At 65.9% G+C, this 21,884-nt stretch carries 26 protein-coding genes; 20 read left to right on the plus strand and 6 right to left on the minus strand.

Going from position 1 to position 21,884, the window contains the following annotated elements:
* Positions 1–385: 385 nt before the first annotated feature.
* Both clpA and gloB read right to left on the minus strand, forming a co-directional pair.
* The gene (clpA, locus tag ACEYYA_RS01865; protein ID WP_374796982.1) at positions 386–2,698 is read right to left on the minus strand and encodes an ATP-dependent Clp protease ATP-binding subunit ClpA; all 2,313 of its coding nucleotides are present in this window, start codon (positions 2,696–2,698) and stop codon (positions 386–388) included.
* 145 nt (positions 2,699–2,843) lie between these two features.
* Complete coding sequence (gene gloB / locus ACEYYA_RS01870; protein WP_374796984.1) at positions 2,844–3,596, minus strand: hydroxyacylglutathione hydrolase; 753 nt, start codon at positions 3,594–3,596, stop codon at positions 2,844–2,846.
* 60 nt (positions 3,597–3,656) lie between these two features.
* Here gloB and ACEYYA_RS01875 point away from each other — a divergent pair, with 60 nt between their 5' ends.
* From ACEYYA_RS01875 to ACEYYA_RS01905, 7 genes are all read left to right on the plus strand, one after another.
* Complete coding sequence (locus ACEYYA_RS01875; protein ID WP_374796986.1) at positions 3,657–4,484, plus strand: methyltransferase domain-containing protein; 828 nt, start codon at positions 3,657–3,659, stop codon at positions 4,482–4,484.
* Between the two features lie 239 nt (positions 4,485–4,723).
* The gene (locus ACEYYA_RS01880) at positions 4,724–5,284 is read left to right on the plus strand and encodes a F0F1 ATP synthase subunit delta (protein ID WP_374796988.1); all 561 of its coding nucleotides are present in this window, start codon (positions 4,724–4,726) and stop codon (positions 5,282–5,284) included.
* Positions 5,284–6,819 carry a F0F1 ATP synthase subunit alpha gene (gene atpA, locus ACEYYA_RS01885; protein WP_374796990.1) on the plus strand — a complete coding sequence of 512 codons (1,536 nt, stop codon included), beginning with the start codon at positions 5,284–5,286 and terminating at the stop codon, positions 6,817–6,819. The genes ACEYYA_RS01880 and atpA overlap by 1 nt, the downstream gene beginning before the upstream one ends.
* A gap of 20 nt (positions 6,820–6,839) precedes the next feature.
* On the plus strand, positions 6,840–7,721 hold the full coding sequence (locus ACEYYA_RS01890; RefSeq protein ID WP_374796992.1) for a F0F1 ATP synthase subunit gamma: 882 nt from the start codon (positions 6,840–6,842) through the stop codon (positions 7,719–7,721).
* A 19-nt stretch (positions 7,722–7,740) separates the two neighbouring features.
* Positions 7,741–9,162 (plus strand): F0F1 ATP synthase subunit beta, encoded by a 1,422-nt coding sequence (atpD, locus tag ACEYYA_RS01895; protein ID WP_374796994.1) that lies wholly within the window; start codon positions 7,741–7,743, stop codon positions 9,160–9,162.
* Positions 9,163–9,172: 10 nt separating this feature from the next.
* Positions 9,173–9,616 (plus strand): F0F1 ATP synthase subunit epsilon, encoded by a 444-nt coding sequence (locus ACEYYA_RS01900; RefSeq protein ID WP_374796996.1) that lies wholly within the window; start codon positions 9,173–9,175, stop codon positions 9,614–9,616.
* A gap of 181 nt (positions 9,617–9,797) precedes the next feature.
* Positions 9,798–10,100, plus strand: coding sequence for an H-type lectin domain-containing protein (locus tag ACEYYA_RS01905; RefSeq protein ID WP_374796998.1), 303 nt, complete (start codon positions 9,798–9,800; stop codon positions 10,098–10,100).
* Here ACEYYA_RS01905 and mazG read toward each other — a convergent pair.
* Positions 10,097–10,891, minus strand: a complete 795-nt coding sequence (gene mazG, locus ACEYYA_RS01910; RefSeq protein ID WP_374797000.1) for a nucleoside triphosphate pyrophosphohydrolase — start codon at positions 10,889–10,891, stop codon at positions 10,097–10,099. The genes ACEYYA_RS01905 and mazG overlap by 4 nt on opposite strands.
* 58 nt (positions 10,892–10,949) lie before the next feature.
* On the opposite strand from mazG, the gene ACEYYA_RS01915 reads away from it, so the two are divergent.
* The 10 genes from ACEYYA_RS01915 to ACEYYA_RS01960 all read left to right on the plus strand — a co-directional run bounded on the left by ACEYYA_RS01915 (position 10,950) and on the right by ACEYYA_RS01960 (position 18,564).
* The gene (locus tag ACEYYA_RS01915; protein WP_374797002.1) at positions 10,950–12,122 is read left to right on the plus strand and encodes a M20 aminoacylase family protein; all 1,173 of its coding nucleotides are present in this window, start codon (positions 10,950–10,952) and stop codon (positions 12,120–12,122) included.
* A gap of 113 nt (positions 12,123–12,235) precedes the next feature.
* The gene (gene yajC, locus ACEYYA_RS01920; RefSeq protein WP_374797004.1) at positions 12,236–12,568 is read left to right on the plus strand and encodes a preprotein translocase subunit YajC; all 333 of its coding nucleotides are present in this window, start codon (positions 12,236–12,238) and stop codon (positions 12,566–12,568) included.
* A 33-nt stretch (positions 12,569–12,601) separates the two neighbouring features.
* Complete coding sequence (gene secD, locus ACEYYA_RS01925; RefSeq protein WP_374797006.1) at positions 12,602–14,269, plus strand: protein translocase subunit SecD; 1,668 nt, start codon at positions 12,602–12,604, stop codon at positions 14,267–14,269.
* A gap of 10 nt (positions 14,270–14,279) precedes the next feature.
* Positions 14,280–15,269, plus strand: coding sequence for a protein translocase subunit SecF (gene secF / locus ACEYYA_RS01930; RefSeq protein WP_374797008.1), 990 nt, complete (start codon positions 14,280–14,282; stop codon positions 15,267–15,269).
* Position 15,270: 1 nt separating this feature from the next.
* Positions 15,271–15,630: an Mth938-like domain-containing protein gene (locus ACEYYA_RS01935; RefSeq protein WP_374797010.1), complete on the plus strand. Its 360-nt coding sequence runs from the start codon at positions 15,271–15,273 to the stop codon at positions 15,628–15,630.
* On the plus strand, positions 15,627–16,268 hold the full coding sequence (gene ccmA, locus ACEYYA_RS01940) for a heme ABC exporter ATP-binding protein CcmA (RefSeq protein WP_374797012.1): 642 nt from the start codon (positions 15,627–15,629) through the stop codon (positions 16,266–16,268). Before ACEYYA_RS01935 ends, ccmA begins: the two co-directional genes overlap by 4 nt.
* A 100-nt stretch (positions 16,269–16,368) precedes the next feature.
* Entirely contained in the window at positions 16,369–17,025 is a 657-nt protein-coding gene (gene ccmB, locus ACEYYA_RS01945; protein WP_374797014.1) for a heme exporter protein CcmB, read from the plus strand.
* 63 nt (positions 17,026–17,088) lie between these two features.
* On the plus strand, positions 17,089–17,817 hold the full coding sequence (locus ACEYYA_RS01950; RefSeq protein WP_374797016.1) for a heme ABC transporter permease: 729 nt from the start codon (positions 17,089–17,091) through the stop codon (positions 17,815–17,817).
* Positions 17,817–18,005, plus strand: coding sequence for a heme exporter protein CcmD (ccmD, locus tag ACEYYA_RS01955; protein ID WP_374797018.1), 189 nt, complete (start codon positions 17,817–17,819; stop codon positions 18,003–18,005). The genes ACEYYA_RS01950 and ccmD overlap by 1 nt, the downstream gene beginning before the upstream one ends.
* Positions 17,998–18,564, plus strand: a complete 567-nt coding sequence (locus tag ACEYYA_RS01960; protein ID WP_374797020.1) for a DsbE family thiol:disulfide interchange protein — start codon at positions 17,998–18,000, stop codon at positions 18,562–18,564. Before ccmD ends, ACEYYA_RS01960 begins: the two co-directional genes overlap by 8 nt.
* Before the next feature lie 460 nt (positions 18,565–19,024).
* Here ACEYYA_RS01960 and ACEYYA_RS01965 read toward each other — a convergent pair whose 3' ends face one another.
* Positions 19,025–19,750 (minus strand): response regulator, encoded by a 726-nt coding sequence (locus tag ACEYYA_RS01965; RefSeq protein ID WP_374797400.1) that lies wholly within the window; start codon positions 19,748–19,750, stop codon positions 19,025–19,027.
* Positions 19,751–19,905: 155 nt separating this feature from the next.
* On the opposite strand from ACEYYA_RS01965, the gene mce reads away from it, so the two are divergent.
* Both mce and ACEYYA_RS01975 read left to right on the plus strand, forming a co-directional pair.
* Positions 19,906–20,310, plus strand: coding sequence for a methylmalonyl-CoA epimerase (gene mce, locus ACEYYA_RS01970; protein WP_374797022.1), 405 nt, complete (start codon positions 19,906–19,908; stop codon positions 20,308–20,310).
* Positions 20,310–20,579: a DUF1467 family protein gene (locus ACEYYA_RS01975; RefSeq protein WP_374797024.1), complete on the plus strand. Its 270-nt coding sequence runs from the start codon at positions 20,310–20,312 to the stop codon at positions 20,577–20,579. Before mce ends, ACEYYA_RS01975 begins: the two co-directional genes overlap by 1 nt.
* Here the strand turns inward: ACEYYA_RS01975 and ACEYYA_RS01980 are convergent.
* Positions 20,570–21,154 carry a nitroreductase family protein gene (locus ACEYYA_RS01980; RefSeq protein ID WP_374797026.1) on the minus strand — a complete coding sequence of 195 codons (585 nt, stop codon included), beginning with the start codon at positions 21,152–21,154 and terminating at the stop codon, positions 20,570–20,572. The genes ACEYYA_RS01975 and ACEYYA_RS01980 overlap by 10 nt on opposite strands.
* Before the next feature lie 63 nt (positions 21,155–21,217).
* Between ACEYYA_RS01980 and ACEYYA_RS01985 the strand changes: the two genes are divergently transcribed.
* The gene (locus tag ACEYYA_RS01985) at positions 21,218–21,478 is read left to right on the plus strand and encodes a DUF167 domain-containing protein (protein WP_459253765.1); all 261 of its coding nucleotides are present in this window, start codon (positions 21,218–21,220) and stop codon (positions 21,476–21,478) included.
* On the opposite strand, the gene ACEYYA_RS01990 is transcribed toward ACEYYA_RS01985, so the two are convergent.
* Positions 21,475–21,732, minus strand: coding sequence for a hypothetical protein (locus ACEYYA_RS01990; RefSeq protein WP_374797402.1), 258 nt, complete (start codon positions 21,730–21,732; stop codon positions 21,475–21,477). The genes ACEYYA_RS01985 and ACEYYA_RS01990 overlap by 4 nt on opposite strands.
* Between the last annotated feature and the right edge of the window lie 152 nt (positions 21,733–21,884).

Genomic DNA, 21,884 nt, shown 5'->3' on the forward strand with positions numbered 1-21,884 from the left:
TGGGGGCGGCGTGGTGACCCGTGACAGCGCGCCGGTGGTGCGGGGCAAGGGCCGGCCGATTCACCTGCCTCTCGCCATGATGAACGACCGCACCAAGGGGCCGTGGCTCACGCATTCGCTGACCGTTCCGCCTTCGCCGTCTTGTCGGATCTGACGCCATCCGTCATCACGTTCGCACCGCGATACCATCGGCACCTGAAGCCCACCGGCCGCCTCTGAACGGCCATCGTCACGGGTCAGCCGCTGTCGGGTCAACCACACGCCCAACCAGACAAGGCCGCCTTCTTCTTGGCCCAGATATCCCCGCCGGAGGCACCGACAGGCCCACCGGCGCGCCTTTCGACAGAGGCGACCCGGCCGCCATGAACGGGCGGCCGGGCAGGGGTCACTCTGCTGTCAGCAGCGGTGGCTTGTCCTTTGCCAGACGCGGCTTCTCCGGGCCTTCGACATCCAGCACCAGCGCGTCGTCACGCAGGGTGACGCGCACCACCCCGCCCTTGGTCAGGCGGCCGAACAGCAGCTCCTCGGCCAGAGGCTTCTTGATATGCTCCTGGATCACCCGGCCCAAGGGACGCGCACCCATCTTGTCGTCATAACCCTTTTCGGCCAACCAACCGGCGGCGGCGGGCGTCAGTTCGATATGCACGTTGCGGTCGATCAGTTGCGCCTCAAGTTGCAGGACGAACTTTTCGACCACTTGCATGATCACCTCGCGCGGCAGCGGCGCAAAGCTGACGACGGCATCCAGACGGTTGCGGAACTCGGGCGTGAAGGTGCGCTCGATCGCCGCCGTGTCCTCGCCCTCGCGGCGATCGCGGCCAAAGCCGATGGCTGACCTGGCCTGATCGGCGGCCCCGGCGTTGGTCGTCATGATCAGGATCACGTTGCGGAAATCGACCTGCCGACCGTTGTGATCGGTCAGCTTGCCGTTATCCATCACCTGCAACAGGATGTTGTAGACATCCGGGTGGGCCTTTTCGATCTCGTCCAGCAGCAGCACGCAATGCGGATGCTGATCAACGCCATCGGTCAGCATCCCGCCCTGATCGAAGCCGACATAGCCGGGGGGCGCGCCGATCAGGCGGCTGACGGCGTGCTTTTCCATGTATTCCGACATGTCAAAGCGCAGCAGCTCGACCCCCAGCGTGTTGGCCAGTTGCTTGGCGACCTCGGTCTTGCCGACGCCGGTGGGGCCGGCGAACAGGTAATTGCCGATGGGCTTTTCGGGCTCACGCAGACCGGCGCGGGCCAGCTTGATGGCGCTGGACAACGTCTCGATGGCGGCATCCTGACCGAAGACGACGCGCTTGAGCGTCTTTTCCAGATCGCGCAGCACCTCGGCATCGTCCTTGCTGACGTTTTTCGGGGGGATGCGGGCGATCTTGGCCACCACCGCCTCGATCTCCTTGGGCGAGATGGTCTTGCGGCGCTTGCTGTCGGGCAGCAGATGCTGCGCGGCCCCGGCCTCGTCGATCACGTCGATGGCCTTGTCGGGCAGCTTGCGGTCATGGATGTAGCGCGCCGACAAGTCGACCGCCGCCTTGATCGCGTCATTGGTATAGCGCAGATCGTGGTGGCTTTCGAAATAGGGCTTCAACCCCATCAGAATCTTGATCGTGTCAGCGACCGAGGGTTCGTTCACGTCGATCTTCTGGAACCGGCGCGACAGGGCGCGGTCTTTTTCAAAGTGCTGGCGGAACTCCTTATAGGTGGTCGAGCCCATGCAGCGCAGCTTGCCGCCCTGCAACGCGGGCTTCAGCAGGTTCGAGGCATCCATCGCCCCGCCCGAGGTCGCACCGGCACCGATCACGGTATGGATCTCGTCGATGAACAGGATCGCGTCGGGGTGGTCCTCAAGCTCCTTGACGACGGCTTTCAGCCGCTCCTCGAAATCGCCGCGATAGCGCGTGCCGGCCAGCAGCGCGCCCATGTCGAGGCTGTAGATCGTCGCGCCCGACAGGATGTCCGGCGTCTCGCCGCGGGTGATCTTCAGCGCCAGCCCCTCGGCGATGGCGGTCTTGCCGACGCCAGGATCGCCGACCAGCAGCGGGTTATTCTTGCGACGGCGGCACAGCACCTGAATCGCCCGCTCGACCTCGGCCTCGCGGCCGATCAGCGGATCGATGTCGCCCTTTTTCGATTTCGCGTTCAGATCGACGCAGTATTTCGCCAGCGCCGAATCCTTGGCGTCGGCCCGCGCCTCGCCCTGGGCGTCGTCATCGGCACCGCTGACGGGGCGCTGTTCGGCATAATCGGGATCCTTGGCGACCCCATGCGCGATGAAATTGACCGCGTCGTAACGGGTCATGTCCTGTTCCTGAAGGAAGAAGGCGGCGTTCGATTCGCGTTCGGCGAAGATCGCGACCAGCACATTCGCCCCTGTCACCTCGGACCGGCCCGAGGATTGCACATGGATCGCGGCGCGCTGGATCACCCGCTGGAACGCGGCGGTCGGCACCGCCTCGGAGCCGTCGACATCGGTGATCAGGTTGGACAGGTCGTCGTCGATGAACTCGGCCAGGCGCTGACGCAATTCGTCCAGATCGACACCGCAGGCCTGCATGACGCGAGCGGCATCGGGTTCGTCGGTCAGCGCCAGCAGCAGATGTTCCAGCGTCGCAAGTTCGTGGCGGTGCTGGTTGGCCAGCGACAGCGCGGCGTGAATGGCCTGCTCAAGCGAGGTGGTGAAAGATGGCATGGCGGGCCTCCTGTCCTTGCGGGTGTCAGGAAGTCTGGCACCACAAGGGTTAAAGTTCGGTGCATTTTGCCCGGCTTCAAGCCCTTTTGCGATAAATCGTCCTTTCCGCCTGCACCGGCATCGAAATGTGATCGGCGCGCGGGCCTCAGAACCGGTCCTTCATCGCGCGAAGCGCGGCAAAGGTCGCTGCGGGGTCGGAGCCATCGGTGCCCGCCGCCCGCGCAAGCGCCGGATCGGCGGCGCGCAGGAACGGGTTCGTCGCCAGCTCTACCGACAGCGGCGCGGGCACGCAGACATGGCCCGCCGCGATCTGATCGGCGCGGGCGCGCAGATCCGCATTGCCCGCATCGACCGACAGGGCAAAGGCCGCATTGCCGCGCCCGTAATCGTGGCCCGAACAGACCAGCGTGTCGGGCGGCAGCGCGGCCAGCCGCGACAGGCTGTCCCACATCTGCGCGGGGCTGCCCTCGAACAGGCGACCGCAGCCCAGGCCCATCAGGCTGTCGGCGGTAAAGACGATGCCCGCGTCGGGGAAGTGAAAGGCGATGTGGCCGATGGTATGGCCCGGCACGTCGATCACCACCCCCTCGAGCGCGCCGATGGTGACCAGGTCGCCGGGGTGCAGCGGCTGATCCAGCGGTGGCAGGCGGTGGGCATCGGCCGCGGCCCCCAGCAGCTTGGCGCCGGTCGTCGCGCGAAGCCCGTCAACCCCCTGAACATGGTCGTCATGGTGATGGGTCAGCAGGATATGCGACAGCTTCCAGCCGCGATCCTGCAGGGCGGCCATGATCGGCGCGACCTCGGGCACGTCGATACAGGCCGTGCCGCCTGTCACCGGATCGTGCAGGAGATAGGCGAAGTTGTCCTGAAGGCAGGGCACAACCACCAGTTCGTGCATGGAATCCTTCCCCTTGTCGGCTATGGTAGGCGCAGATTAACCACACGGCGGCATCTGTCCATGCACCACGACGTCCGCGACCTGCGCAATTTCTATTATCGCACGGCTTTGGGCCGGGCGGCGCAGCGGGCGATCCGGGATCGGCTGGTGGCGCTGTGGCCGCCCGAGCAGACGACCGGCATGACGGTGGCGGGCTTCGGCTTTGCGGTGCCGCTGCTGCGCCCCTATCTGGGCACGGCGCGGCGGGTGATCGGGCTGATGCCGGGGCCGCAGGGGGTTATGCCCTGGCCCGCCGGTCTGCCCAATGTCGCCACCCTGTGCGAGGAAACCGCCTGGCCGCTGGAAACCGGGATGGTCGACCGCGCCGTGCTGCTGCACGGGCTTGAGACCGCCGACCAGCCCGCCGCCCTTTTGGATGAGCTGTGGCGCGTGCTCGGCCCCGGCGGGCGGGCCGTGGTGATCGTGCCGAACAGGGCGGGGCTGTGGTCGCGCAGCGATGCCACGCCCTTTGGGCAGGGCCGCCCCTATACGGCGGGGCAGCTGGAATCGCAGCTGCGCGGCGTCGATTTCGTGGCCGAACACATGGGCGCGGCGCTGTATATCCCGCCATCGGATCGGCGGTTCTGGCTGGGCAATGCGGCGCTGTGGGAACGGCTGGGTCTGCGGCTGGGGCGGCTGATCGTGGCCGGCGTCATCATCGCCGAGGTCAGCAAACAGGTCCACGCGCCCCTGCACCCTGGCCTTGGCGCGCGGGTGCGCAGGCCCTTGTCGATGCTGGCGCCGCAACCCGCACGTCCGGCGCTGAACCGCGCGGGCGCTGCGGAACAGGCCCGACGGGCCGGGCGATTCCCTTTTTGCCGCCCCATCCCCCATTCGGATGGGTGTTAGCGTCGGTCAGTCCGCGTCAGCCGCCGCCGTGCTGTCGCATCGTCACAAAGCGGGGCTTTCGGCACCGGATTTAGGTCGCAAATGCGTGACCAAGGCGGTTGCGAGGCCATGGCCTTCCTGCTAGAGGCAGTGCAAGTTTCAGACGTGCGATGCCTCGCGCGCCGGTCGTGGTCTGTGCCTGCCAGCAGGCGCGGACAGGTCGATCCGGGCGGCGACGGCCAGATTGCGAAAGGGTGGACGTGTCGGAATCAGCATCCATTTCCACGAGTATCGCCGGGCGCTATGCCAGCGCGGTCTTCGATCTTGCCAAGGATGGCAATGCCATCCCGACGCTTGAACAGGACGTCGCGGCCCTGGGCGCGGCGCTGAAGGACAGCGCCGATCTGCGCGACCTGATCGCCTCGCCGATCTACAGCCGCGACCAGCAGGCGGGTGCGATCTCGGCCCTGGCGAAAAAGATGGGCCTGTCGACCATCCTGGCCAATACCCTGTCGCTGATGGCCGCCAATCGCCGCCTGTTCACGCTGCCGCAGCTGCTGGCGCGGCTGGCGGACATGATCGCAGATCACAAGGGCGAAGTGACCGCCGAAGTCACCGCCGCCCAGGCGCTGAGCGCTGCGCAGGAAAAGGCCCTTGCCGAAACCCTGGCCGGAAAGACCGGCAAGAAAGTCAACCTGAACATTCGCGTCGATGAGGATCTCATCGGCGGCATGATCGTCAAGCTGGGCTCGAAGATGATCGACACGTCGGTCCGCTCGAAGCTCGCCTCCCTCCAGAATGCCATGAAAGAGGTCGGATAATGGGAATCCAAGCAGCCGAGATCTCTGCGATCCTCAAGGAGCAGATCAAGAACTTCGGTCAAGACGCCGAGGTCGCAGAAGTTGGCCGCGTGCTGTCCGTCGGTGACGGCATCGCGCGCGTTCACGGGCTGGACAATATCCAGGCCGGTGAAATGGTCGAGTTTCCGGGCGGTATCCGGGGCATGGCGCTGAACCTGGAAGTCGACAACGTCGGGATCGTGATCTTCGGGGACGACCGCGACATCAAGGAAGGCGATACCGTCAAGCGCACCAAGGCCATCGTGGACGTGCCCGTGGGCCGTGGCCTGCTGGGCCGCGTCGTGGACGGTCTGGGCAACCCGATCGACGGCAAAGGCCCGATCGAAGCCGCTGAGCGTCGCATCGCTGACGTCAAGGCGCCCGGCATCATCCCGCGCAAATCGGTGCACGAACCGATGGCGACCGGCCTGAAGGCCGTCGACGCGATGATCCCGGTTGGCCGTGGTCAGCGCGAACTGATCATCGGTGACCGCCAGACCGGCAAGACCGCGATCGCGCTGGACACCATCCTGAACCAGAAGAACTACAACGGCCGCGAGGCCGAGGGCATGAAGACGCTGCATTGCTTCTACGTCGCCATCGGCCAGAAGCGTTCGACCGTTGCCCAGCTGGTCAAGAAGCTGGAAGAAACCGGCGCCATGGCCTACACCACCGTGATCGCCGCGACCGCGTCGGACCCCGCGCCGATGCAGTTCCTGGCCCCCTATGCCGCGACCGCGATGGCGGAATACTTCCGCGACAACGGCATGGACGCGCTGATCATCTATGATGACCTGTCCAAGCAGGCCGTCGCTTACCGCCAGATGTCGCTGCTGCTGCGCCGTCCGCCGGGGCGTGAAGCCTATCCGGGCGACGTGTTCTATCTGCATAGCCGCCTGCTGGAGCGTTCGGCCAAGCTGAACGAGGACAACGGTGCCGGCTCGCTGACCGCGCTGCCGATCATCGAAACCCAGGCGGGCGACGTGTCGGCTTATATCCCGACCAACGTGATTTCGATCACCGACGGCCAGATTTTCCTGGAAACCGAACTGTTCTATCAGGGCATCCGTCCTGCCGTGAACACCGGTCTGTCGGTGTCGCGCGTGGGTTCGGCGGCGCAGACCAATGCGATGAAATCGGTCGCGGGTCCGGTCAAGCTGGAACTGGCGCAGTATCGCGAAATGGCGGCCTTTGCGCAGTTCGGCTCGGATCTGGACGCCGCCACGCAGAAGCTCTTGAACCGTGGTTCGCGCCTGACCGAGCTGATGAAGCAGCCGCAGTATCAGCCGCTGACCAACGCGGAAATCGTCTGCGTCATCTACGCCGGCACCAAGGGCTATCTGGACGGGATCCCGGTCCGCGATGTCGCCAAGTGGGAACAGGGCCTGCTGTCCTTCCTGCGCGGTCAGCGCAAGGATCTGCTGGACTATATCACCCGCGAAGACCCCAAGGTGAAAGGCGAGGCCGAGGACAAGATCCGCGAAGCGCTGGACGCTTACGCGAAAACCTACGCCTGAAGCCCTGAAAGGACGCGGCCATGCCCAGCCTTAAGGATCTGAAAAACCGGATCGGAAGCGTCAAGAACACGCGGAAGATCACCAAGGCCATGCAGATGGTCGCCGCGGCGAAACTGCGCCGCGCGCAAGAGGCCGCCGAGGCCGCCCGCCCCTATGCCGACCGCATGAACGCGGTCATGTCGGGGCTGGCGGGTTCGGTCGCCGGTTCGTCCACCGCGCCCCGGCTGTTGTCGGGGACGGGGGCGGATCAGGTGCATCTGCTGGTCGTCATGACCTCGGAACGCGGCCTGGCGGGCGCGTTCAACAGCTCGATCGTGAAACTGGCGCGCTACCGTGCCCAGCAGTTGCTGGGGCAGGGCAAGACCGTCAAGATCCTGACCGTCGGCAAGAAGGCCCGCGAGCAGCTGCGCCGCGACCTGGGCCAGCATTTCGTCGGCCATGTCGACCTGTCCGAGGTCAAGCGCATGTCCTATGACGTCGCGCAGAACATCGCCCGTGACGTGCTGTCGCGGTTCGATGGCGGCGAATATGACGTGGCGACGATCTTCTATAACCGCTTCCAGTCGGTGATCGCCCAGATCCCGACCGAAAAGCAGATCATCCCCGCGGTGATCGAAACGGCCGAAGGCGCCGCTGGCGGTGCCAGTGCGCAATATGACTATGAGCCCGGCGAGGAAGCGATCCTGGCCGATCTGCTGCCGCGATCCATCACCACCCAGGTGTTCGCGGCGCTGCTGGAAAACGCGGCCTCGGAACAGGGCGCGCGGATGTCGGCCATGGATAACGCCACGCGCAACGCGGGCGACATGATCAACCGGCTGACGATCCAGTATAACCGCTCGCGTCAGGCCGCGATCACCAAGGAACTGATTGAAATCATCTCGGGCGCCGAGGCGCTCTGACGTTACCGGAGACAAGACAATGGCAGCACAGGGCAAAGTCACGCAGGTGATCGGCGCCGTCGTCGACGTGCAGTTCGACGACCACCTTCCGGCGATTCTGAACGCGCTGGAAACCACCAACAACGGCAAGAAACTGGTTCTGGAAGTCGCTCAGCACCTGGGCGAAAACACCGTCCGCACCATCGCCATGGACGCCACCGAAGGCCTGGTCCGCGGTGAGCGCGTGTCCGACACCGGCAAGCCGATCTCGGTGCCGGTGGGCGACGCCACCCTGGGCCGCATCCTGAACGTCATCGGTGAGCCGGTGGACGAAAAAGGCCCGGTCGCGGCGACCCAGACCCGCGCCATCCACCAGCCCGCGCCCGAATTCGCGGACCAGTCGACGGCCTCGGAAATCCTGGTCACCGGCATCAAGGTCATCGACCTGCTGGCCCCCTATTCCAAGGGCGGCAAGATCGGCCTGTTCGGCGGCGCCGGCGTGGGCAAGACGGTTCTGATCATGGAACTGATCAACAACATCGCCAAGGTGCACTCGGGTTATTCGGTGTTCGCGGGCGTGGGTGAACGCACCCGCGAAGGCAACGACCTGTATCACGAGATGATCGAATCCGGCGTCATCAAGCCCGACAACCTGGCGGAATCGCAGGTGGCGCTTGTTTACGGCCAGATGAACGAACCTCCGGGGGCGCGCGCCCGCGTGGCGCTGACCGGTCTGACGCTGGCCGAACAGTTCCGCGACGCGACCGGCACCGACGTGCTGTTCTTTGTCGACAACATCTTCCGCTTTACCCAGGCCGGTTCGGAAGTGTCGGCGCTGCTGGGCCGCATCCCCTCCGCCGTGGGTTACCAGCCGACGCTGGCCACCGACATGGGCGCGATGCAGGAACGCATCACCTCGACCAAGGCTGGCTCGATCACCTCGATCCAGGCCGTCTATGTTCCGGCCGACGACCTGACCGACCCGGCGCCCGCCACCACCTTTGCCCACCTGGACGCGACCACCGTTCTGTCGCGTGCGATTTCGGAACTGGGCATCTATCCGGCGGTGGACCCGCTGGACAGCTCGTCGCGGATCCTGGACCCGCAGGTCGTGGGCGAAGAACACTATCAGGTGGCGCGTGACGTGCAGGGCATCCTGCAGAAATACAAGTCGTTGCAGGACATCATCGCCATTCTGGGCATGGACGAACTGTCCGAAGAGGACAAGCTGACCGTGACCCGCGCGCGCAAGATCCAGCGCTTCCTGTCGCAGCCCTTCGACGTGGCCAAGGTGTTCACCGGCTCGGACGGGGTGCAGGTGCCGCTGGAAGACACGATCAAGTCGTTCAAGGCGGTCGTGGCTGGCGAATATGACCACCTGCCCGAGGCGGCCTTCTATATGGTTGGCGGCATCGAGGAAGTGAAAGCCAAGGCGCAGCGTCTGGCCGCCGACGCGGCGTAAGGGGGAAGACATGGCCGACACCATGCAGTTCGACCTCGTGTCACCCGAGCGGAGCCTTGATGCCCGCCCGGTGCGCGAGGTGCGCCTGCCGGGCACCGACGGCGATCTGACCGCGATGCCCGGCCATGCGCCCATGATCCTGACCCTGCGCCCCGGCGTGGTGACGGTCATCGGCGCCGACGGCCAGGCCAGTGACTTTGTCGTCACCGGCGGCTTTGCCGAGATCGCCCAAGACGGCGTGACGCTGCTGGCAGAGCGCGGCCATGCCAAGGCCGAGATGACCCAGGCGATCTATTCGTCGATGGTCGCCGAGGCCCGCGCCGCCCATGCCGCGCACAAGGAGCGGGGCGCCGATGCCAATATCGTCGACGCGGCCGCCAAGCTGCTGGCCGACATGGTTGCCGTCGGCACCCATATCGGTCTGGATCCGAACCACGCGAACTTCATTGATTGACGTTGCGTAAACCACTTTGGCGCTGCACGATGTTGCGGTGCCGGGGTGGTGCGGATAGAAACGCGAACGCCCTGGTTCAGGCCGGGGCGTTCTTGTTTTCATCGGTGCGTGGTTTCGGGGTTTGGGGGGACGGATGCGGCGGTTCGATTGTCATGCGGTCGGCGTTTCGCAAGGATCGCAGGTGCTATTCTCGGCCTTTCAGGACGGGGGCGACATGTGGACGGGCCATGGCCCGCGCGTGGCGCATCATCAGATCCGCTTTCCCACGCCCTATGTCGCGCCGCCGGTCGTGCATGTGTCGATGTCGATGTGGGACATTGACCAGCAGTCGAACCAGCGCGCCGACATTTCTGCCGCCGACATCACGCCCGAGGGCTTTGTGATCGTGTTCCGCACCTGGGGCGATACCCGCGTTGCACGGGTGCGCGCCGACTGGCTGGCGATCGGCCCGCTGGCGCATGACGACGATTGGGAAATGGTCTAACCCGTGCGTTCCGCCGCCTTGACGGCGTTCCACAGCGCATCCATTTCCGCCAGATCGCTGTCGGCGGGGCTGCGACCCTCGGCGGCCAGCCGCGCCTCGATCCCCTGAAAGCGGCGGGTGAACTTGGCGTTGGCACCGCGCAGCGCCGCCTCGGGGTCGATCTTCAGGTGGCGGGCCAGATTGGCCATGACGAACAGCAGATCGCCGAACTCATCGGTCAGGGCGTCGTGATCCAGATGGTCGCGGGCCTCGACCAGTTCGGCGGCCTCCTCGGCGATCTTGTCGACGACCTGGGCGACATCGGGCCAGTCGAACCCCACCCGCGCGGCGCGGTTTTGCAACTTGACCGCCCGCGTCAGCCCCGGCAGGCCCAGAGCCACGCCGTCCAGCACCCCCGCCCGCGCACCGCGTTCGGCGGCCTTGATCTTCTCCCAGTCGGCAGTCTGCTGATCGGCGCTTTTGTCGCGGCTCTCGCTGCCAAAGACATGCGGGTGGCGGGCGATCATCTTGGCGCTGATCTGCCGGGCGACCGTTTCCAGATCGAACATCCCGGCCTCATCCGCCATTTGCGCGTGATAGACGACCTGGAACAGCAGATCGCCCAATTCGCCCGGCAGCTCATCCCAGGCCTGGCGCTGGATGGCATCGGCCACCTCATGCGCCTCTTCGATCGTATAGGCGGCGATGGTTTCAAACGTCTGTTCGATATCCCAGGGGCAGCCGGTGGCCGGGTCGCGCAGCCGCGCCATGATCGCCGCCAGTTCATTCACCGCCTGTCCCGGATTTGACATTCCGTCCCCCTTGCGAAACCCTGCGCGCATCTTCGTCATTCCAAGGTCAAAGTCCACCATGCCCGTTCTGAACCGCATCGCCGCCTTCGCCCCCGAGATGGTCGAGTGGCGCCAGCACCTGCACCGCCACCCGGAACTGGGTTTTGACTGCCACCAGACGGCGGCCTTTGTCGCCGAACGGCTGCGCGACTTCGGCGTCGATGAGGTTCACGAAGGTATCGCCACCACCGGCATCGTGGCGATCATCAACGGGCGCGCACCGGGCAACGGCACGACCCTGGGCCTGCGCGCCGATATGGATGCGCTGCCCCTGGTTGAGGTGACGGGGGCGGCCTATGCCTCGGAGCATCCGGGGAAGATGCACGCCTGCGGGCATGACGGCCACACCACGATGCTGCTGGGCGCCGCGAAATACCTGGCCGAGACGCGCAACTTCGCCGGTCGCGTCGCGCTGATCTTTCAGCCCGCCGAGGAAGATGGCGGCGGCGGCGGGGTGATGGTGGCCGAAGGGGTGCTGGACCGCTTCGGCATCACCGAGGTTTACGCCCTGCACAACAACCCCGGCGCGCCCACCGGCGGCTTCCGCACCACGCCCGGCCCGATCATGGCCGCCGTGGATACGTTTGAAATCCATGTCCAAGGCCGGGGCGGCCACGCCGCCATGCCGCATCTGACCGCCGATCCGATCACCGCCGCGGTGGGTATCGTCACCGCGCTGCAAACGATCGTCAGCCGCAACCACGAGCCGATCGAGGATCTGGTCGTCTCGGTCACGCAGGTCCATGCGGGCACGGCGGAAAACATCGTGCCCGACACCGCCTATATCTGCGGCACCGTCCGCACCTTCCGGCCCAAGGTCAAGGCGATGGTCAAGGACCGCATGACCGCCATCGTCGCGGGGCAGGCGGCAGCCTATGGCGTAACAGCGCGGCTGGATTATCACGATTATTACCCCGCCACCGTCAATGACCCCGACCGCACCGCCTTTGCCGTGTCCGTCGCGCGCGAGATCGCGGGCGAGGCCGCCGTGCAGGACGACGCGGGCCGCGAAATGGGGGCCGAGGATTTCAGCTACATGCTGGAGGCACGTCCCGGCTGCTATCTGTTCCTGGGCCAGGGCGATACCGCCAGCGTCCACCACCCGGCCTATGATTTCAACGATGAAATCGCCCCGGTTGGCGCCAGCTTCTTTGCCCGGCTGGTCGAACGCGCGCAGCCCGTCGCGGGCTAGCCCGCCGGTCGGGACGTTTTGCCCCGCTGCCTTGCGCTTGGGGGGATGGGGGTTTAGGTTGCGCGCAATCTGCGGGCCTTTCGTCCGTCCCCTTTCCTTGCAACGGAGCGATCATGTTCGTGACCCCCGCTTACGCCCAGGCCGCCGGTGCCTCCTCCGGCGCTGCCGCCTTCGGCCAGTTCATCCCGCTGATCCTGATCTTCGCGATCATGTATTTCCTGATGATCCGCCCCCAGCAAAAGCGCCTGCGCGAACACCGTGCCATGGTCGAGGCGCTGCGTCGCGGCGATCAGGTGGTGACCGGCGGCGGCATCGTCGGCAAGGTCACCCATGTCCGTGAGGACGGCCAGGTCGAGGTCGAGATCGCCCCGGGCGTCAAGGTGAATGTCGTCAAGGCGACCATCACCCAGGTGCTGAACAAGACTGAACCGGCCGCCAATTCCTGATCCGGCCCGCGCGCCCCTCTGCCCGAGTATGCCATGCTGCTGATCCCGTTGTGGAAGCGTATCCTGATCATCGGCGCCGTTCTGGCGGCGCTGCTGATCGCGATGCCGAACCTGTTCTACGCCCGTGTCGAGGGGCATAACGATGCCCTGGTTGCGCAAGAGCGCAACGGTTTCATGACCGAAGATCAGACCGCGGCGGCAGCGGCCTGGCCGACTTGGCTGCCCTCGGGGCTGGTCAATCTTGGCCTGGACCTGCGCGGCGGCGCGCATCTGCTGGCCGAGGTGCATACCAGCGATGTCTACAAGGCGCGGATGGATGCGCTGTGGCCGGAACTGCGCCGGGTGCTGGCCGAAAAGCGGGCCGAGGTCGGCGCGATCCGCCGCGCCCCCGCGCCCGATGGCGAATTGCGCGTGCAGATCGGCACGCCCGATGCCATGGGCACCGCGGTCGAGGCCGCCCGCGCCCTGGCCAGCCCGGTGGTCAGCCTGACCGATGTCGGGCAGAACGACATCACGGTGACCGCGCAGGGCGATCAGTTGATCGTGCAACTGTCAGATGCCGAAAAGCGCGCCACCGATGACCGCACCATGGCGCAAAGCCTGGAAATCATCCGCCGTCGCGTCGATGAGGTCGGCACCCGGGAACCCACCATCATGCGCCAGGGCGCGGATCGTATCCTGATCCAGGTGCCGGGCATCGGTTCGGCTGCGGAACTGAAGGATCTGATCGGCACCACGGCGAAACTGACCTTCCATCCGGTGCTGGCGCGCAATGCGGGCGGCGAATCGCCGGTGGCTGCGGCGGGCGAGATCGTCCTTTCCTCGGCCGACGAACCCGGCGTCACCTATACGCTGGACGCCAGCCCCGTCGTCACCGGCGAGGAGCTGACCGACGCGCGCCCCGATTTCGACCAGAACAGCCGACCGGCGGTGTCGTTCCGCTTCAACCCGACCGGCGCGCGCGCCTTTGGCGATTATACCGCGTCGAATATCGGGCAGTTGTTCGCCATCGTGCTGGACGATCAGGTCATCAGCGCGCCGCAGATCCAAAGCCATATTCCCGGCGGATCGGGCATCATCACCGGCCGCTTCACCGTGGATGAATCGACCAATCTGGCAGTGCTGCTGCGCGCCGGTGCGCTGCCCGCCGGCATGACCTTTCTTGAGGAACGCACCATCGGCCCGGAACTGGGCCAGGACAGTATCGACGCCGGGCGCATCGCCTCGATCGCGGCGGTGATCGGCGTGGTGGCCTATATCGTCGCCAGCTATGGTCTGTTCGGCGTTTTTGCCTCGATCGCCGTTATCGTGAACGTCATCATGATCCTGGCCGTCATGTCCGCGATGGGCGCGACCCTGACCCTGCCGGGCATCGCCGGTATCGTGCTGACCGTCGGCACGGCGATCGACGCCAACGTCATCATCTATGAACGCATCCGCGAGGAATTGCGCAAAGGCCTGAAGCCGATCCGCGCCGTCGACGTGGGCTTCAGCGAAGCGATGAGCGCGATCATCGACGCCAACGTCACCACCTTCATCGCGGCATTGGTGATGTTCTATCTCGGCTCTGGCCCGGTCAAGGGCTTCGCGGTCACGCTGACCATCGGGCTGATCACCTCGGTCTTTACCGCGATCTACCTGACGCGGCTGCTGATCATCGTCTGGATCGACTGGCGTCGGCCCAAGGAACTGGTTCTGTAAGGGGGCAGAAATGGCATTCCGTCTTAAACTCGTCCCGGATCAGACCAACTGGAACTTCTTCCGGTGGCAGTTCCTGACCTTCGGCCTGTCGGCGGTCCTGATGGTGGCCTCGGTTGTCATCACGCTGATGATGGGGTTGAACTTCGGCATCGACTTCAAGGGTGGCACGACGATCCGCACTGAAAGCGGGCCGTCCTTCGATCTGGGCGAATACCGCCGCGTGCTGACCGATCTGAACATCGGCGATGTGTCGATCACCGAGGTGTTCGACCCCGGTTTCGCCGCCGATCGCCATGTGGCCCAGGTGCGCATTGGCGCTGCCACCGATGGTGAGGCAATCACCCCCGAGCAACTGGCCCAGATCGAGGCGACGCTGAAAGCCGTCGACCCCGATGTGCGCTTTGCCGCGGTGGAATCGGTGGGACCGAAAGTCTCGAACGAATTGATCAAGACCGCTTTCTATGCGGTGGCTGCTGCCTGTATCGGCATTCTGTTCTACATCTGGGTGCGGTTCGAATGGCAGTTCGCCGTTGGCGGCGTGGTCGCGCTGATCCATGACGTGCTGTTGACGGTCGGCATCTTCTCGCTGTTCCAGTTGCGCTTCGACCTGACAACCATCGCCGCGCTGCTGACGATCCTGGGCTATTCGATCAACGATACCGTAGTGGTGTTCGACCGGCTGCGCGAAAACCTGATCAAATACAAGGCAATGCCGCTGATCGACGTGATGAACCTGACGGTGAACGAAACCCTGTCGCGCACCATCATGACGGCCGTCACCACCGCGATCGCGCTGACCGCGCTGCTGATCCTGGGCGGCGACGTGATCCGTGGCTTCGTCTTTGCGATGCTGTGGGGGGTGATCGTCGGCACCTATTCCACCATCTATGTCGCCAAGAACATCGTGCTGTGGCTGGGCGTCAAACGCGACTGGACCAAGCGCAGCGACGACGGCAACCCCTTTGCCAAGGCCGAGCAAACGACCGAGGGGCAGGGCTAGGATGCCGCTGACCGAGGCCGAATATGGCAATCGCGTGCCGGTGGACGGCTACGGTCCGGGCTTCTTCCGGGTCGGCGGCGCGGTCCATCGCGGCCCGGTGATCGTCACGCCAGATGGTGTGCAGCCCTGGGCCGGGCTTGATGATCGCGCCGCTTTGATGGCGCTTGCCGACCGGGTTGACCTGCTGTTCCTGGGCATGGGCGCCGACATCGCCCATCCGCCTCAGGGCCTGGCCGAGGCGCTGGACGATGCCGGTGTGCGGGTTGAGGCGATGTCCACGCCCTCTGCCGCGCGCACCTATAACGTGCTGCTGTCCGAGGATCGCAGCGTCGCCTGCGCGCTGCTGCCGGTTGCCGGATGACCGCGCTGCTGACCCTGCACGATCTGGCCGTCGACCGTGGCGGGGTGACCGTGCTGGAGCGGCTGAACCTTGCGCTGCACCCCGGTCAGGCTGTGATCCTTCGCGGCCCGAACGGCATTGGCAAGACAACCTTGCTGCGCACCGTCGCCGGTCTGCAACCGCCGCGCGCGGGGCAGGTGACGGGCGGGACGGATGCCATCGCCTATGCCGGCCATGCCGACGGGCTGAAGGCTGCGCTGAGCGTGACCGAGAACCTGCGCTTCTGGGCTGCGGTCTTTGGCACGGATGAGGCCACGGTGCAGGGGGCGTTGGACGCGATGAACCTGCGCGCCTTGGCCGCGCGTCCGGCTGCGGCGCTGTCGGCAGGTCAAAAGCGCCGCCTGGGCCTTGCGCGTCTGCTGGTCACCGGCCGCCCGGTCTGGGTGCTGGACGAACCCACCGTGTCGCTGGATGCCGCCTCGGTCGCGCTGTTCGGCGCGGCGGTCGGCGCACATCTGGATCGTGGCGGCGCCGCGTTGATGGCCACCCATATCGACCTGGGCCTGCCGCAGGCCAGCCTTCTGGACCTTGCCCCCTTCCGCGCCCGCGCGCCGGAACAGGGCGGCCTGAAAGGCGCATTTGATGAGGCCTTCCTGTGACAGGACCGTTGCCTCTTGCGTATTTGAACAAGGAAGAAGCAGCCATTCTTTCTTGCCCAAACACGCATTCCGCACGCTCCACCCAGGCCGGGGGCTTGGCATGATCGCGCTGCTGATCCGCGACCTTCGCCTTGCCGTCCGCGCCGGTGGCGGCTTTGGCCTGGGGCTGGCGTTCTTCCTGATCGTCACCACGCTGGTGCCCTTTGGTGTTGGACCCGAAGGCGGGATCCTGGCGCGCATCGCGCCGGGCATCCTGTGGCTGGGGGCGCTGCTTGCCTGCCTTCTGTCGCTCGACCGCATCTTTGCGCTGGATTGGGAGGATGGCTCGCTGGACCTGTTGGCGACATCGCCGCTGCCGCTTGAGGGGGCGGTGACGGTCAAGGCGCTGGCGCATTGGTTGACCACCGGCCTGCCGCTGGTGATGGCGGCGCCGGTGTTTGGCATCTTGCTGCATCTGACCGGACCGGGGGCCTGGTGGCTGACCATCGCGCTCGCGGTCGGCACACCGGCGCTGTCGGTGCTGGGTGCCTTTGGCGCGGCGCTGACGGTCGGGCTGCGGCGCGGCGGGCTGCTGATGTCGCTTTTGGTGCTGCCGCTTTATGTGCCGACGCTGATCTTTGGCTCGGAACTGGTGCGGCGCGGCATGGTCGGGGGCGACGTCACCACGCCGCTTGCGCTGCTGGCGGGGATTACCGCCGGGGTTGTCGCCCTGGTCCCCTTTGCCGCCGCCGCCGCGCTCCGCGTCAATCTGCGCTAAGGTATCTATGAAAGCCCTGTGATAGCTCTTGAGCGGGCCAGCCAAGGACAGTAGCAAGTCACCATGTCGATCTGGGAATATGCCAACCCGAAAAAGTTCATGCAGACCTCGGGGCTGTTGCTGCCCTGGGTCACGATTGCCGCTTTGGCCGCCCTTCTGGGCGGGCTGTTCTGGGGTTTTTTCCTGACCCCGGACGATTACAAGCAGGGATCGACCGTCAAGATCATCTATATCCATGTGCCAGCCGCGATGATGGCGATCAACATCTGGGCGATGATGCTGGTCACGTCGCTGATCTGGGTCGTGCGGCGTCACCATGTCAGCGCGCTGGCCGCGCGCGCCGCCGCGCCGGTCGGCATCGTGATGACGACGATCGCGCTGATCACCGGGGCGATCTGGGGTCAGCCGATGTGGGGCACCTGGTGGGAATGGGATCCACGTCTGACCAGTTTCCTGATCCTGTTCCTGTTCTACCTCGGCTATATCGCCCTGTGGGAAGCGATCGAGAATCCCGATACCGCTGCTGATCTGACGGCGGTGCTCTGCCTTGTCGGCTCGGTCTTTGCGATCCTGTCGCGCTATGCGGTGCTGTTCTGGAACCAGGGCCTTCACCAAGGCGCCAGCCTGTCTCTTGCACCGGGTGAGCGGATGAGCGCGGTTTATCGCTATCCGCTATATCTGACGATGATCGGTTTCGGCCTTCTGTTCGTCACCCTGGTGCTGATCCGTACCCGCACCGAAATCCGCCTGCGCCGCCTGAAGGCGCTGGAAGCGCGCGAAAGGATGGGTTGATGCTGCCAGATCTGGGAAAATATGCCGGGCCGGTGCTGTGGGCCTATGCGATCTCGATCCTGTTGATCCTGGGGCTGGTGGCGCTGTCGCTGATCCGCGCGGCCCGTGTGCGCCGCGCCCTTGCCGCGCAAGAGGCGCGCCATCTGGCCGCGAGTCGGGCTGCGGGGCAGGGGGTGCGCCATGGCTAAGGTGTCGCCGTTGATGCTGGCCCCGCCGCTGATTTTCGCGGCGCTTGCAGGGTTGTTCGTCTGGGGTATGGGCCGCGAGGATCCGAATGCGATGCCCACGGCCTATGCCGGGCGCATGGCGCCGACGCTGGCGGTGACGCCGCTGGGCGCACATCCGACGGTCACCGATGCGGTGCTGCGCGATGGCACGGTCAAGCTGGTCAACTTCTGGGCAAGCTGGTGCGGGCCGTGTCGCGTCGAACACCCCGCCCTGACCGCCTTGGCGGCCGAGGGGCTGACGATCTATGGGATCAATTACAAGGATGACCCCGCCAAGGCCGAAGCCTTCCTGGCCGAGCTGGGCAATCCCTATGCCGGTCTGTCGGCCATCGATGGGCGTGGCGCGTTGGAATGGGGTATTACAGGGGTGCCGGAAACCTTTGTGATCGCGGGCGACGGGACCGTCATCACCCGCTATTCCGGGCCGCTGACCGAACGCAGCATCGCCTCGGACATTCGGCCCGCCTTGGCAAAAGCCGCGGCTGCGCCGACATCCGCCGCGGCGCCGTCCGGCAACTAAGATCGAGGTCGTCGCTGCGCGGATCTGAATGGGGGCGGGCAAGCAGTCGCCCCCGAAGGATCGGCAGGATTCCATGCGTCAGATGAATCGACACGCCAGTTGCCCGCAGCAGCGGCATTGCCAGGCATGGTGAGCGCGCCAGCCCGCGAGTTCGCCATGCCGTTGCGCCATCGACGATTGCCGCCCGCAGCAGATGGTCACCGCACAATCGGCTGACCTGACCAATTGCGGACGCAAGCTGGCGGAGGCGAGTGCTGCGCCTTCGGCCCTCGCATCAAGGGCAGCCGCCTTCCTATTGGCCATCCTGCCTGCGCAGATCCATATGCTGCGCCGCCCGCGGCCCAGGATGCCTTGGCCGCCGCCTGCACGGGCCTTGCCTTGACTGCGCAGCACCGATCCACACCGCACCCCGCCGACCGGGACAGCGCCGACCGCACCGCGAACCGCGCGCGACACCCCTTCAGTAAGCCTGCCCCCCTGCGGCCAGACGATCCTGCACCAGCCCGCTGATCCGGGCCAGGTCCGGGGCCAGGGCGCGTCCGGCGTGGTGATCGGCACTCAGCGCGCGGGCTGCCTGTTCCAGCACGTCATCGCGCGCCGTTCGCGCCACACCGGCCAGGAATTGCGCGATGTAGTCCAACGCCGCCGTGTCGGGCGCGGCCGACAGCACATCGGCGACATGTGCCAGATCGTCGCGCAGCGCCTCGGCGTCGGGGTGGACGATGTCATCCTCGATCAGCCGCAGGCCAAGCGGGCGGGCCTCGTCAGGCAGCAGCGCCAGGATCATCTGCTGAAACGCCGCAAGCCCGGCGATCGGCTTGGGCAGAAACGCCTGCGCCCCGGCAGCCAGTGCCACAGCCTGCTGGTCCGGGTCGCCAGAGGTCGCCAGCACCACCGGCACCTTCGGCTGCATCCGCGCGATCTGGGCGATCAGATCGGCCCCCGACCCATCCGGAAGGCCCATGTCGACGATCACCACCGCCGGGCGATAGGTCGCAAGATGGCGCTGCGCCGAACGCAGGCAATCCGCGCGCCGAATCCGCGCGCCCGACCGCAGGCACAAAAGCCGCACCGCCTCGGACGCATAGCGGCTATCCTCGACCACCAGAACGGTCAGCCCGGACAGCGGTCGGCCAGCCATCCCCATCGCCATCACCCGGTTCAGCGCCAAGGTCGGCGCCGACATGTCCTGCATCTGTTCGCGCATCGTCATATCCTTGTCCCGAATCGGCCGCGTGTCGGCCCCTGCGCGCAGTTAACGCCCGCAATGCCTAAGGCTTGGTTAACGCGCTTGCGCGAAGGCGGCGGGGTGTTATGCAGGAACCAGCCAAGGAGATGACCATGATCGGACGCCTGAACCATGTCGCCATCGCCGTGCCGGACCTGACCGCCGCGGCCGACCAGTATCGCAACACGCTGGGCGCGGTCGTGCGCGACCCGCAGGACGAACCCGATCACGGCGTGACGGTGGTGTTCATCGAACTGCCCAACACCAAGGTCGAACTGCTGTATCCGTTGGGCGACAACAGCCCGATCCAGGGGTTTCTGGACAAGAACCCCTCGGGCGGGATCCACCACATGTGCTTCGAGGTCGACGACATCATCGCCGCACGCGACCGGCTGAAGGCCGAGGGCGCGCGCGTTCTGGGCAGCGGTGAGCCGAAGATCGGCGCCCATGGCAAGCCCGTGCTGTTCCTTCATCCCAAGGATTTCAACGGCTGCCTGATCGAGCTGGAGCAGGTCTGATGAACCTGACCGGCGCGATCGTGCTTTATGCCGTGGTCTGGTTCATGGTCCTGTTCGTGATCCTGCCGATCCGCCTGAAAACCCAGGATGAGGTCGGGGCGGTGGTTCCCGGCACGCCGCGATCGGCGCCTGCCGACGCGCAGATCCGACGCAAGGCGATCTGGACCACCGTGATCGCCACCCTGCTGTGGGCGGCGATCGCGGCGGTGATCGTGTCGGGGCGGGTGACCTTGGCCGATATCGACTGGTTCAACCGGCTTCAAAGATAGCGGATCAGGCTGGCAACATCCGGGCGCGGCCGGTCGGGTGACACCGCCGAGGGCGTGCCCAGATGGATCATCCCGGCGACCCATTCGTGATCGGCCAGACCCAGGGCCTCGGTTGCGAAGTCCATGTCGCTGGCCGCCCAGCCGGTCAGCCAGCAGGCCCCGAAGCCCGAGGCAAGCGCCGCATTCACCAGCCCCAGGCAGACCGCGCCCGCCGACAGCGTCTGTTCGATCACCGGGATCTTGTCGCTGACCTTGGGGCTGGCGATCACCGCCACGATCATCGGCGTGTCGGTGAAGGCCGCGATCCCCTTGGCGGCCTTGGCGGGGTCGATCCCCAGCCGGTCCGCCGTCTGGCGCGCCTGTTCGGCCAGCCGCTCGCGCGCCGGTCCCTCAATGACGATAAAGCGCCACGGCTCCAGCTTGCCATGGTCGGGCACGCGGGTCGCTGCCGTCAGCAGCCGGTGCAGCGTCTCGGCATCGGGGGCCGGGTCGCGCAGCGTCGCGGGCGGGTGCGACCGGCGGCGTAGCAGAAAGGCCATCGCGGCGTCATCGGGGGGCAGGGGGTGATCGGTCATCTGGACAGCTCCTTCATCGCCGGGCAGGTTAGCGCCGCAAGCACGGGGGGACCAGAGGTGGCAATCGTCAAGCGCGGCGCATGGGCGGATCTGGCGGTGAGCGGGGCGACATTCGCGCTGCGCGTCACCCCGAATGCCGCGCGCGACGCGATTGCGCGCGACGGTGACGGCACCATCCGCATTGGCGTGACAGCCACACCCGAGGGCGGCAAGGCCAATGCCGCCGTCACCGACCTGCTGGCCCGCACCCTTGGCGTGCCGAAGTCGCGTCTCAGCCTGCTGCGCGGAGCGACGGGGCGTGACAAGGTATTCCGGCTGGATTAGTCGCCCTTCGCGGCAGGGCGCGGCGACAGGCGATAGGATCCCTCGGGCAGGTCCAGCGCCAGGCGCAATTCGTTCAGTTGCGCCATCGACAGCATCACCAGCATCACCTCGCCAGTGGCGGGGTCGAATTGCTCGACCTCGATCCGGTCCTCATAGCTGCGGATGATGACGTCCTCCATCAACGGCTCGTCGCCGTCGACTTCATCGACAAGGGTGATGACGCTGGCGTCGAAATTGTGCTCGATGGTGAACATGGGCAACAGATAGGTGCGCCGGGGCATGATCGCAAGCGCCCGGCGGCGCGGTCGTGACCGGGCCGGACATTCGTCCATCTTTTCGTGGCGGAAAGGCTGTGGCATGGTCGCGCCGAGACCCCGGCAACAGGGGCAGGTGACAAGGATGATGG

The organism is Paracoccus zhouxuedongae (assembly GCF_041927815.1).
Lineage (GTDB): Bacteria > Pseudomonadota > Alphaproteobacteria > Rhodobacterales > Rhodobacteraceae > Paracoccus.